Origin of the sequence: Streptomyces sp. NPDC004732, assembly GCF_040609235.1 — a bacterium.
Taxonomy (GTDB): Bacteria; Actinomycetota; Actinomycetes; order Streptomycetales; family Streptomycetaceae; genus Streptomyces.
Map to the genome: position 1 here is coordinate 1 of NZ_JBEXJR010000031.1, position 11,846 is coordinate 11,846.

Here is an 11,846-nt window from a genome sequence, read left to right on the forward strand (position 1 = left end):
TTCCCTTTCCGGCGGTTCCGACTCTATCAGATCCTTTCGGGCCTGACTCCCAGTCGAAGTGGGTTTGTCTTTGCGGCTGTTGGGCCGTTCCGACGTCTCAAACTCTAGCGGGTTTTCCCGGCGACTCATAATCGAGCCTTGGAATTGAATTCGGGCATGCCGAATCGGTTCCGTTGGGAGGTCGTGCAGAGTTTGGTTTGCCGCTTTCCGCGGCGGAGGTGCTGTCGCAGAACCGTTACGGCCCCGTGGCAACCCGAAGAACCTTACGGGTCGGGCAGGTGACTGTCAACCACCCCCTGTGCCCCGCCGGAGGGCCCTTCACTCCAGGTCGGTGAGGCGGCCGCCCGCGTCCGGCTGGGCGTGCTCCACGCGACGTAGAAGACGGGTCAGCACCTCGCCCAGGGCGCCGCGCTCCTCCTGGGACAGGTCCTGGAGGAGGTCCTCCTCGAAGACCGTGGCGAGCCGCATCGCCTCCAGCCACTTCTCGCGGCCCTCTGCGGTCAGCTCCACGATGACGCGGACGCGGTTGTTCTCGTCGCGGTCGCGCGTGACCAGACCCTCCGCCACCATGCGGTCGATCCGGTGGGTCATCGCGGCGGGCGTGAGGCCGAGCCGCTTGGCCAGGTCGCCCGGGCCCATTTGGTACGGGGCTCCGGAGAGGACGAGGGCCTTGAGGACCTCCCACTCCGCGTTGCTGATGCCGAGGGTCGCCGTCTGGCGGCCGTAGGCGACGTTCATGCGGCGGTTCAGGCGGCCGAGGGCCGAGACGATCTCCTCGACCTGGGGGTCGAGGTCCTGGAACTCCCGCTGGTACGCGGCGATCTGCTCTTCAAGTGTCGGCTCACTTGGGCCGGGGGTGTCACCCATGGGCCGAGTATGGCACGACCCCGCTTGGCATTGAAGTCCTTCAGTGTGTACAGTTTAGGATCGAACTTTAGCTTCGAAGTCTTCACTTCTAACTACTCACTCAAGGCAGGTGAAAGTGACCAGGGCGATGGGCGCAGCGATGCGTCGTATTCAGGCAGGCAGCGCGCTGAGCGCGTTCGGCATCGGGTTCACGGTTCCGTTCCTCTACGTCTATGTGGCGCAGGTGCGAGATCTGGGATCCAGTGCGGCGGGCATCGTGCTCGCCGCGTTCGCCATGGCCGCTCTGATCGTCCTGCCCATCACCGGCCGCGTCATCGACCGTCGCGGCCCCCTCCCCGTGCTCGTGGGTGCGGCGGGTGTCGCCTCCGTGGGCGCGGTCGCGCTCGGCTTCGCGAACAGCGAGCCGACGGCGATCCTCGCCGCGGCGCTGCTCGGCGCCGGTACGGCGGTCATGCAGCCCGCGCTCGCGACGATGATCGTCTGGTCCTCGACGCCCGCCACCCGGACGCGGTCCTTCGCGATGCAGTTCTTCCTGCAGAACCTGGGCCTCGGCATCGGTGGTCTCATCGGCGGCCAGATCGTCGACGAGAGCCGTCCGAGCAGCTTCACGCTGCTGTTCTCCATCGAGTCCGTGATGTTCCTGGTGCTCGCGGGCATCGCGCTGACCGTGCGGCTGCCCCACGCGCCCGCCATCCAGGACGCGATGCCGAAGGACGCCTCGGCCCCGCGGGGCGGCATGCGTGCGCTCCTGAAGCACAAGGCCATGGTGCAGCTGTGTGTGCTCGGCTTCGTGATCTTCTTCGCCTGCTACGGGCAGTTCGAGTCGGGGCTCTCCGCGTACGGCGTGGAGGCCGCGGGCATCTCCGCTTCGACGCTCGGCATCGCGCTGGCCGCCAACACGGCCATGATCGTGATCGCGCAGTTCGCCGTCCTGAAGTTCGTCGAGCGGCGCAAGCGGTCCCGCGTGATCGCGGCCGTCGGTCTGATCTGGGCCTTCGCGTGGCTGCTCGCCGGGTACGCGGGTGTCGGGCACGGCAGCCAGGCGATGGCCACTGCCGCGTTCATCTCGACGTACGCCCTCTTCGGGCTCGGTGAGTCGATGCTGTCGCCGACCGTCGCGCCGCTGGTCGCCGACCTGGCGCCGGGCGGCATGGTCGGTCAGTACAACTCGGCCTTCGCCCTGGTGAAGCAGCTGGCCCTCGCGGTCGGTCCGGCCGTGGGCGGGCCGATGGGTGCCTCGCTGCACATGCCGTACATCGTGACGTTCGTTCTCTTCTCCCTGGGCATCACGGTGCTCGCGGTGCGCCTGGGCCGTCGGCTCACCCCGCTGCAGAACCAGCCCTCGCTGGCCAAGAGCCCGGTGGTGGCGCAGGGCGGCCCGGCGGCCGCGGAGCCCGAGACCGCGCACGCCTGAGCCCCGCGAGCCCCTATTTGGGCAGGGCGAACTCGCACCAGACGGCCTTGCCGCCGCCCGGTGTGCGGCGTGAGCCCCAGTTCGACGCGATCGTGGCGACGATGGCGATGCCGCGTCCCGCTTCGTCGGCCGGTTCGGCGCGGCGGCGGCGCGGCAGGTGGTCGTCGCCGTCGGTGACCTCGATGATCAGGCGGCGGTCGGTGCGGCGCAGGCGAAGCCGCATCGGCGGGGTGCCGTGCTGGAGGGAGTTGGCGACCAGTTCGCTGGCCGCCAGGACCCCCAGGTCGTGCAGTTCCGGTGAGAAGCGCCAGCTGGCGAGGACTCCGGTGGCGAAGGCACGCGCGCGTGGGGCGGCCTCCACTCCGCCCAGGAGCTCCAGGGCCGCGTTCCTGAACAGCTCGGCGTTCGACCCGGCGCGAGCCGGGTGCTGGAGGACCAGTACCGCCACGTCGTCGTCGTGGTCGGCCGTCACTCCCAGGGCACGGATCAGGCGGTCGCACACCACCTGGGGCGTGCCGGTGGCACCCGCCAGGGCGCGTTCCAGTGAGGCCACGCCCTCGTCGATGTCCTCGCTGCGCCGCTCGACCAGGCCGTCCGTGTAGAGGACGGCGGTGGAGCCGGGGCCGAGCGGGACGGAGCCCGAGGTGTGCAGCCACCCTCCGGTGCCGAGCGGGGGGCCGGTGGGCTCCTCCGCGCGGTGGATGGTGCCGTTCTCGTCGCGCACGAGGATGGGCAGGTGTCCCGCCGAGGCGTAGACGAGGCTTCCTTCGTTCGGGTCGTGCACCGCGTAGACACACGTGGCGATCTGGCTGGCGTCGATCTCGGCGGCGAGGCCGTCCAGGAGCTGGAGGACCTCGTGCGGGGGCAGGTCCAGGCGGGCGTAGGCCCGCACGGCCGTGCGGAGCTGGCCCATGACGGCCGCCGCGCGGACGCCGCGGCCCATCACGTCGCCGATGACGAGGGCGGTGCGGCCGCCGCCGAGGGTGATCACGTCGTACCAGTCGCCGCCGACCGCGGCCTCGGTGCCGCCCGGCTGGTACGTGGCGGCGATGCGCAGGTCGTCGGGCTGCTCCAGCTCCTGGGGCAGCAGGGACTTCTGGAGGGTGACGGCCGTCTCGCGCTGGGCGCGCTCGCTGGTGCGCAGGCGCTCGGCGGCCTCGGCGTGGTCGGTGACGTCGGCGGCGAACACCAGGACGCCAGCGCCCTCTTCGGGGCCCGCCGCGGAGCCGCCGAGCGGCAGCGTCACAGGGGTGCACGTGAAGGTGTACGACCGGCCGGAGGGGGCCTTGCGGGACTTGACGGTGCGCGGCTTCGAGCTGCGCAGGACCTGGTCGAGGAGCGACAGGAGGCCCAGCTCGGACAGTTCGGGCAGCGCCACGCGCGCGGGCTCGCCGACGGTCCTGGGGCCGAAGGCGGCGGCGTACGCATCGTTGACGTACGCGATGCGGTGGTCGGTGCCGTGCACGAGGGCGACGAGGGCCGGGATGCGGTCGAGCACCTCGCGGACCGGCAGCTCGTCGATGCCGTCGGCGCCGCTGAGGCCGACGGCGCCGTCCGGCGGGGCGGGCTCACCGGTCCCGGTGGGCCGCTCGGCGCGGGCCGCGGGGACGGAGCCGTCCCCGCGCGGTGCCGTGGAGACCGCTTGTTCGGTCCGCGCTGCTGCGCGGCGCTGCGTTCCGGGGAGCCGGGCGCTCCAGCGCGTGAAGTTCACTGCGGTAGGCCTCGTGGTGTCGCTTCTGGATCGGGAACACAGCATGTCGAGAGCGGACGTCCCTGGTGTCGGCCTGGCGGCCTGCCCATGGTCACACGAACAGTCTGACCGAACGGACTGACATCCGTCAGACGCCGGTCCTGTGCGGGGAGTTCCTGACTCCGGTCAGGAGGACTCCTTCGGGCGCCCGCCACCGGCCGCGAGTTCGAACTCCGCGCGGGGGTGTTCGAGCGACCCGAGGGAGACGATCTCGCGTTTGAACAGGCCGGACAGGGTCCATTCGGCGAGGACTCGGGACTTGCGGTTGATGGTCGGCACTCTGCTCAGGTGGTAGACGCGGTGCATGAACCAGGCAGGGTAGCCCTTCAGCTTGCGTCCGTAGACGTGCGCGACACCTTTGTGCAGTCCCAGGGAGGCCACCGAGCCCACGTATTTGTGCGTGTACTCCTGGAGGGGGCGTTCGCGCAGGGACGCGACGATGTTGTCGCCGAGGACCTTGGCCTGGCGGACTGCGTGCTGGGCGTTGGGGGCGCACTCGGTGCCCGGCTCGTCCGCGGTGACGTCGGGGACGGCGGCCGCGTCGCCCGCGCCCCACGCGTGCGTGGTGCCGTCGACGGTCAGCCGTGCGGTGCACTTCAGGCGGCCGCGTTCGGTCAGCGGCAGGTCGCTGGCGGCGAGTACGGGGTGTGCCTTGACGCCCGCGGTCCACACGACGGTGCGGGTGGGGTGGCGGGAGCCGTCGCTGAGGACGGCCACGCGGTCCTCGCACGAGTCAAGACGTGTCTCCAGGCGTACGTCGATATTGCGCCTTCGCAGTTCGCGCACCGTGTACTTGCCCATCTCCTCGCCGACCTCGGGCAGGATCCGGCCCGTGGCCTCGACGAGGATCCACTTCATGTCCTCGGCCTTGATGTTGTGGTAGTACCGGGACACGTAGCGCGCCATGTCCTCCAGCTCGCCGAGCGCCTCGACGCCCGCGTACCCGCCTCCTACGAAGACGAAGGTCAGGGCGGCATCGCGGATCGCGGGGTCGCGTGTGGAGGAGGCGATGTCCATCTGTTCGATGACGTGGTTGCGCAGTCCGATGGCCTCTTCGACCGTTTTGAAGCCGATGGCGTACTCGGCGAGTCCCGGCACGGGCAGCGTGCGGGCGATCGAGCCGGGGGCCATGACGATTTCGTCGTACGCGATCTGGACGGACCCGGTGCCCTCCTCCTCGGTGGCGAGGGTGGTGAAGGTCGCGGTGCGCTTGGCGTGGTCGACCGACTCGACCTCGCCGATGACGATGCGGCACTTGTCGAGGGTGCGGCGCAGCGGCACGACGACATGGCGCGGCGAGATGGAGCCGGCGGCCGCCTCGGGCAGGAACGGCTGATACGTCATATAGGGGTCGGGGGCGACCACGACGATCTCGACCTCACCCCGCTTGAGCTCGCGCTTCAGCTTTCGCTGGAGTCTCAGCGCGGTGTACATGCCGACGTAACCACCGCCGACGACGAGAATGCGTACACAGTCCGGGGGCACGGGGGTCGTCCCCCGGGAGATCGCAGCCTTCACCATCCCATGACGCACCGGGCTTCGGCGTTTGTCCACAGGCCCGGCAATTTGTGTGACCGGGAGCGGTGTGCGCGAGGGGCTCACGGGGTTGCCGCCGGGTGCGCAAGGTGCGCAGGTCAGCGGGGACGAAGGGGGTGCGGAGATGGGGTGCAATACGGCCTGAAAGGGCGCGTACTCCGATCGGGGGGCGCGCTGTGCGGAACCCGCCTCTTCTGAATTGACCCCCGCTCAACTATGTTCGTGTGACGTCGGGGTGTCGGGGGATGCGCTCGCCGGGCCGGATTTCCGGCTCGCGGAAGGGCTCACTCCTCACACGTCGGTAGCCAATGGCGGGGAGTGTCTCCGGGGGGAGACGTCATTACCGGGGGAACGTGTATGCACATTCAGGAGACTCACTGGACTTCCGCTGCCGTGTCGGCATCAGCCGTCGGCCCGAGCGGGAACGGACGCGACATGGGGGAAGGAGCGCGCACGACACCACTGCGTGTCGACGCACAGCGCAATCTCGAACATGTACTCAGGGCGGCACGCGAAGTCTTCGGCGAGCTGGGTTACGGCGCGCCGATGGAAGACGTCGCGCGCCGCGCGCGGGTCGGGGTCGGCACGGTCTACCGCCGCTTCCCGAGCAAGGACGTGCTGGTCCGGCGGATAGCCGAGGAGGAGACCTCCCGGCTGACCGACCAGGCCCGTGCGGCGCTCGGGCAGGAGGACGAGCCGTGGTCCGCGCTCTCCCGCTTCCTGCGGACGTCCGTGGCATCGGGTGCGGGGCGGTTGCTGCCGCCCCAGGTGCTGCGGGTGAGCGTGGAGGACGGCGGCAAGGAGGACGAGGCGCGGGTGCCGCAGCAGCGGCAGTCGGCTCCGGACTCTCCCGAGCTGCGTCTCGTCGAACAGCGCCAGGCGCCCGTCGAGGAGTCGGACCCGCTCGGGGACGACACGGGGGCGGCGACACTGCTCGACGTCGTCGGCCGTCTCGTGGAGCGTGCCCGTGCGGCGGGCGAGCTGCGGGCGGACGTGACGGTGTCCGACGTGCTGCTGGTGATCGCTACGGCGGCGCCCTCGCTGCCGGACGCGGCACAGCAGGCGGCGGCCTCTTCGCGGCTGCTCGACATCCTGCTCGAAGGGCTGCGGTCCCGGCCCGCGTGACCGGCCGGATCGCCTTCGCTCGCCTCTCATGCGGCGGAAGGTTCAACTCCGTGCTGAACGACGGACGTTGAGCCTTCCCCGAATGGGTGAACGGTAGTGCTCGATTTCGGGAAGTCGCCCCGGACGGGTGGTTGAACGTCTTCCCTGTCGGCCTCGGCGCGACCGTGTGGCACTCTTTGCCGGTGGTCGGGTCTGAGTGTGCAACCGGGGGCGTTCCGCGATGAGTGTTGACGGTCGGGACGAGTCGTCCCAGGGCGGTCCCGGCAGCGGTGCGGGAGGTCCCGTCAGCGCGGCCGGCGCGGCCGGTCCGAGTGTGCCTCCGCAGCGCGGGGGCGGCGCGGGCTCATCGGTGCCCGGGGGCGGCGAAGCCCCGGTCCCCGACGCCGACCTGATCGCCCGGATGCGCTCCGGCGACGACTCCGCGTACGAGGAGCTCTACCGCCGTCACGCCGAGGCGGTGCGTCGCTATTCCCGCACCTGCTGCCGTGACGCCCACACCGCGGACGACCTCACCGCCGAGGTGTTCGCCCGCATGCTGCAGGCGGTGCGCGGCGGCAGCGGGCCCGAGCACGCCGTGCGCGCCTATCTGCTCACCACCGTGCGGCGGGTCGCCGCCGGGTGGACGAAGTCGGCGAAGCGGGAGCATCTGGTCGACGACTTCGCGGTGTTCGCCGCGCAGGCCGCCCGTGGCGCCGAGGTCTCCGATGACGACACCCTGGACCTGGGCGCGGACGTCCGCGCGATGCACGAGGCCGAGCAGTCGATGGCGATGCAGGCCTTCCGGAGCCTGCCGGAGCGCTGGCAGGCCGTGCTGTGGCACACGGAGGTCGAGGACGAGTCCCCCAGTGACGTCGCCACGCTCTTCGGCCTCGACGCGAACGGCACGCGCGTGCTGGCGAGCCGCGCCCGCGAGGGTCTGAAACAGGCCTATCTGCAGGCGCATGTCAGCGCCACGCTCACCGAGAGCGAGGAGTGCGCGCGCTACGCCGACCGCCTCGGTGCCTATGCGCGCGGCGGCCTGCGCACCCGCGCCGAGCGCGGCCTGCGCAAGCACCTGGAGGAGTGCGCGAAGTGCCGCCTCGCCGCCGGGCAGATCAAGGACGTCGCCAGCGGCATCCCCGCGGTCGTGCCGATCGCCGTCATCGGCTGGTTCGGTGCCGCCGGGTACGCGAAGGTGGCCGCGCTCATCGGCGGCGGCACCGTCGGAGCAGGTGCCGCGGGGGCCGCGGGCGCGGCCGCGGCGGGCGGGTCGACCGGGGGCTCCGCCGCGGGCGGTGCCGCCGCGTCCGAGGGGCTCGGCGCCCCCGCGAAGGCCGGTATCGCGGCGAGTGTCGTGGTGGCCGCCGGGGTCGCCGCGGCGATCGCCCTCACCGGAGGGGGCGGCAAGCCGAAGGCGGACGCGCCGCCGTCCAAGGAACCCGCGGTCTCCGAGTCGATCGTGCCGCAGAAGCCGCCGCCCGAGAAGCCGAAGCCCGAGCCGAAGCCGACTCCGCCGCCCCCCGCGCCGAAGCCGTCCCCGAAGCCCACCCCCACGCCGAAGCCGAAGCCTCCCGCCAAGGAGAAGCCCAAGCCGAAGCCGACTCCGCCGCCCCCCGCGCCGAAGCCCACCCCTACACCGCCGAAGCCCAAGCCGACCCCGAAGCCGCCGCCCCCGCCGCCGCCTGCCCCCAGGGTCTACCAGTGGAACGAGCTGGAGTACGGCCTCACCGGCGACGGCACCAAGCCCGAGATGCGGCTCGCCGAGAGCAGCTGGGTGTGGCAGCGCTGGGGCCTGTCCGTCGGCGACAAGCGGTACTCCCACGGTGTGACCGTGCACGGCAGGTCCTCCGTCACCATCGACCTGAACCGCAGCTGTTCGACGTACGACGCGGTCGTCGGCGTCGACGACATGACGATGGGGCTCGGCAAGGTGCGCTTCTCCGTGTACGGGGACGGGGCGCGGCTGTGGCAGTCCCCGCTGGTCAAGGGCGGCGATCCGGCGGTGCCCGTGCATGTGAACCTGAGCGGCCGCAAGACGGTCAGGCTCGTCGTCGAGCCGCATACGCCGTTCGACACGACGGCGCTCGCGGACTGGGCGCAGTCGCGGATGAGCTGCGGCTAGGGCCCTTCTGGCGAATCTGCGACTGCCGCGGTCGCGAGCTCCAGTTCCTGCAGGATTCCGTCCGCCGTCAGTGCGCTGCCCGCGGCGCGCTCCCGTTCGTATCCGTCCGGGCCGAGCGCGGCCAGGGCCGCGCTCTCCACGTGATCCGCCTGTGCGTCCTCCGGATTGGACCTCCGGTGGCCGTTGCGCAGGGACGTGGCGGCGGCGAGGATCCGGGCCGCGCGCGCATGCTCGCCGACGTCGCTCAGCAGCACCGCGGCGCCGTCCACCAACGACGCCACGATCACTTCGGAGCACCGGGACGTCACGGCCTCGCGCGCCGCGGCGGTGACGATGGGCAGCCCGCTGGCCGGTCCGGACTCGGCCGCGGCGATGCGGGACTCCATGCCGCTCAGGGCGACGCTGAACTGCGGGGGCGGCGAGCCGTACTCGGACTCGGCCCGCGATGCCTCGCACAGGGTGCGGGCCGTGTCGATGTCTCCCTCGTCCAGGGCGAGCAGCGCGCCGAGGAGTCGTACGAAGGCGCGTGAGTCCGTCACCCCGTACCGATCGGCCTCCCGGCCCGCCTCGTCGAGGACCTTCGCCGCCGCGGCCCGGTCGCCCTCGCGGTAGGCGACCTCGGCGAGCCGGGCGAGCAGGAACGAGGATTCCGCGTACGCCCCCACCTCGTAGGCGAGGCGCAGCGCTTCCTCGTACTCGACGCGGGCCTCCTCGTGTCTGCTGCGGGCCATGGCCGCCTCGCCCGCCGCGCTGCACACCTGGGCGCGCATCCAGCGGTCGCCCACGCGGCGGCTCAGCTCCCGCAGCTCCGCCAGGTCCTCGTCGACGCCGGAGAGGTTGCCCGGCATGTCGACGGCCATGTGCGTGCGGAACATGAGGATGACGCCAAGGTCCCAGTCCTCGCCGTAGCGACGGCAGTTCTCGACCGTGCGGTTCAGCGGGGCCATCGCGTCCTCGTGGGTGCCGCCCGTGAAGAAGATGGTGAACGGCCAGAGCAGCCCGGGGAAGCGGGCGGTCTCGGGCACGGGCCGCGCGAAGACCTCGCGCAGCGCCTCGACGAGCTCCGGGTCGTTCCACTCCACGTGGTAGGCGGGTGAGTCCGCGGGTCTGGACTCCGCGACCAGGCACAGATGCAGCAGATGGAGCCTCATCCACGGCCAGTAGAGCGGGTCGTCCTCGGCGGGGAGGCCGGGGGGCGCGAGCTCCAGGACGCGGGCCATCCAGTCGGCGCCCTCCCTGCGGTAGTTGCGCAGCCACCAGAACCAGGCGGTGTTCAGCGCCATCTCGACCGCGCCCGCCGCGTCACCGGACGTGGCCGCGCGCTGCAGCGCGGCCCTGATGTTGTCGAGTTCCGTCTCCAGGCGCCCGATCCACGGCAACTGTTCCCCGGAGCGGAGCAGGGGCTCGGCGCGGGCCAGGAGCTCCCGGAAGTACGCCGAGTGGCGGGCCTCGGCCGCGGCGAGCAGGTCGGGGGTCTCGGCGGCGCGCTCGGTCGCGTACTCGTGGATGGTCTCCAGCAGGCGGTAGCGCATGCCGCCGTCCGTGGGGCTCGCGGACGGGACGGCCACCACCAGGGACTTGTCGACGAGGGCACCGATCAGGTCGGTGGCGGGCGCGGTGCACACGGCCTCGGCGGCCGGGAGGTCCCAGCTGCCCGCGAAGACGGACGCCTCGCGCAGCACGGCCCGCTCGGCCTCGTCCAGGAGGTCCCAGGACCAGTCGACGACGGCCCGCAGGGTCTGCTGGCGGGGCAGGACCGTGCGGCTGCCGCTGGTCAGGAGGCGGAAGCGGTCGTCGAGGCGGTCGGCGATCTGGCGCGGGGTGAGCAGCCGCAGGCGGGCGGCGGCCAGTTCGATGGCGAGCGGCAGCCCGTCGAGACGGCGGCAGATCTCGGCGACGGCCTCGGCGTCGGCCTCCGGGTCGAAGCCGGGCCGCACCGCGGCGGCCCGCTCGGTGAACAGGCGGTGGGCCGGGTCGGGCGGGAGCGGCTCCACGGGGCGCACCGACTCGCCCGGCACGCCCAGGGGTTCACGGCTGGTGGCGAGGATGGTGAGGCCCGGACAGTGCGTGAGGAGGGCCTCGGCGAGCTCGGCGGCGGCGCCGATCACGTGTTCGCAGTTGTCAAGGAGCAGGAGCAGGCTGCGCGGGGCGCAGTACTCCACGAGCAGGGCGACCGGGTCGTCCTGCTGTGTGGTCAGCTCGCTGGTCATCAGGACGGTCTCGCGCAGGTCGAGCGCGCTGACGACAGCGCCGGGCACCGCCTCGGGGTGGTCGAGCGGGGCGAGCTCGGCCAGCCATGCCTGTGGATGCCCGGCGGCGGCTTCCTCGGCGAGGCGGGTCTTGCCGGAGCCGCCCGGTCCGGTGAGGGTGACGAGGCGGGCTCTTCGCAAGTCGGAACGGATGGCGGCGAGTTCGGGTTCCCGGCCGACGAAAGAGGTCAGGCGGGTGCGGATGTTTCCGTGCTGCTCGGGCCTTGCGGATCGCTGTGGTTGGGGTGGGTGGGAGGGGTGGGAGGCGCGCGATCCGTGGGGTGTTTGTGGCGACTGGGGTGACTGGGTTGGTTGTTGGGGCTGGGGTGCCTGGGTTAGTTGTTGGGACTGGGGTGCTTGTGGTGATGGGGGGCGCTGCTGCCTCGGCGGCTGCTGTGCCGGTCCGGCGCCGCCGGGCTCCCGCCCGCCGACCTGTTCCCGTCCGACCTGTTCCCGTCCGCCCCGATCCGGACCCGCCAGCAATTCCGCGTGCAGCGCCCGCAGTTCCGGGCCCGGGTCGGTGCCGAGTCCGTCGGCGAGGGCGCGGCGTGCTTCCTCGTAGGCGGCGAGCGCGTCGGCCCCGCGTCCGGCGTCGCGCAGGGCGCGGATCAGCAGGGCGTGCAGCGTCTCGTCGTAGGGCTTGGCGGAGGTCAGCTCCCGCAGTTCCGGTACGACCTCGGAGGCGCGGCCGAGGAGGACGTCCGCCTCGATCCGTGCGCGGACGGCCTCCGCGCGCTGTGCCTCGGGGCGCGCCGCGGCGGCGCGGTCGGGCAGGTCGGCGAGGGCGGGGCCGCGCCACAGGGC

Annotated in this window: 7 protein-coding genes; 3 read left to right on the top strand and 4 right to left on the bottom strand. The window is 71.9% G+C overall.

Translation table 11 applies throughout. The features are described 5' to 3' along the window. Nucleotides 1-318: 318 nt before the first annotated feature. A complete protein-coding gene (locus ABZV77_RS42400; RefSeq protein WP_356268712.1) occupies nucleotides 319-867 on the bottom strand; it encodes a MarR family transcriptional regulator in 549 nt (182 codons plus the stop codon). A 127-nt stretch (nucleotides 868-994) separates the two neighbouring features. Between ABZV77_RS42400 and ABZV77_RS42405 the strand changes: the two genes are divergently transcribed. Continuing rightward, entirely contained in the window at nucleotides 995-2,281 is a 1,287-nt protein-coding gene (locus ABZV77_RS42405; protein ID WP_356268714.1) for an MFS transporter, read from the top strand. A 13-nt stretch (nucleotides 2,282-2,294) separates the two neighbouring features. On the opposite strand, the gene ABZV77_RS42410 is transcribed toward ABZV77_RS42405, so the two are convergent. Both ABZV77_RS42410 and ABZV77_RS42415 read right to left on the bottom strand, forming a co-directional pair. Beyond that, complete coding sequence (locus ABZV77_RS42410; protein WP_356268716.1) at nucleotides 2,295-3,992, bottom strand: SpoIIE family protein phosphatase; 1,698 nt, start codon at nucleotides 3,990-3,992, stop codon at nucleotides 2,295-2,297. A gap of 165 nt (nucleotides 3,993-4,157) precedes the next feature. Beyond that, the gene (locus ABZV77_RS42415; RefSeq protein WP_356268718.1) at nucleotides 4,158-5,552 is read right to left on the bottom strand and encodes an NAD(P)/FAD-dependent oxidoreductase; all 1,395 of its coding nucleotides are present in this window, start codon (nucleotides 5,550-5,552) and stop codon (nucleotides 4,158-4,160) included. A gap of 372 nt (nucleotides 5,553-5,924) precedes the next feature. Between ABZV77_RS42415 and ABZV77_RS42420 the strand changes: the two genes are divergently transcribed. After that, nucleotides 5,925-6,692 (top strand): helix-turn-helix domain-containing protein, encoded by a 768-nt coding sequence (locus ABZV77_RS42420; protein ID WP_356268720.1) that lies wholly within the window; start codon nucleotides 5,925-5,927, stop codon nucleotides 6,690-6,692. Between the two features lie 220 nt (nucleotides 6,693-6,912). Further along, nucleotides 6,913-8,793: a sigma-70 family RNA polymerase sigma factor gene (locus ABZV77_RS42425; RefSeq protein ID WP_356268722.1), complete on the top strand. Its 1,881-nt coding sequence runs from the start codon at nucleotides 6,913-6,915 to the stop codon at nucleotides 8,791-8,793. Here ABZV77_RS42425 and ABZV77_RS42430 read toward each other — a convergent pair. Continuing rightward, a partial coding sequence (locus ABZV77_RS42430; RefSeq protein ID WP_356268724.1) for a BTAD domain-containing putative transcriptional regulator occupies nucleotides 8,790-11,846 on the bottom strand: 3,057 nt, incomplete at its 5' end. The two genes, ABZV77_RS42425 and ABZV77_RS42430, sit on opposite strands and share 4 nt — an antisense overlap.

What these genes read in the sequence shown, in the direction of transcription:
- ABZV77_RS42405 (WP_356268714.1), top strand. Translation starts at nt 995, where the DNA reads ATGGGCGCAGCGATGCGTCGTATTCAGGCAGGCAGCGCGCTGAGCGCG.
- ABZV77_RS42415 (WP_356268718.1), bottom strand. Translation starts at nt 5,552, where the DNA reads ATGGTGAAGGCTGCGATCTCCCGGGGGACGACCCCCGTGCCCCCGGAC.
- ABZV77_RS42400 (WP_356268712.1), bottom strand. Translation starts at nt 867, where the DNA reads ATGGGTGACACCCCCGGCCCAAGTGAGCCGACACTTGAAGAGCAGATC.
- ABZV77_RS42420 (WP_356268720.1), top strand. Translation starts at nt 5,925, where the DNA reads ATGCACATTCAGGAGACTCACTGGACTTCCGCTGCCGTGTCGGCATCA.
- ABZV77_RS42425 (WP_356268722.1), top strand. Translation starts at nt 6,913, where the DNA reads ATGAGTGTTGACGGTCGGGACGAGTCGTCCCAGGGCGGTCCCGGCAGC.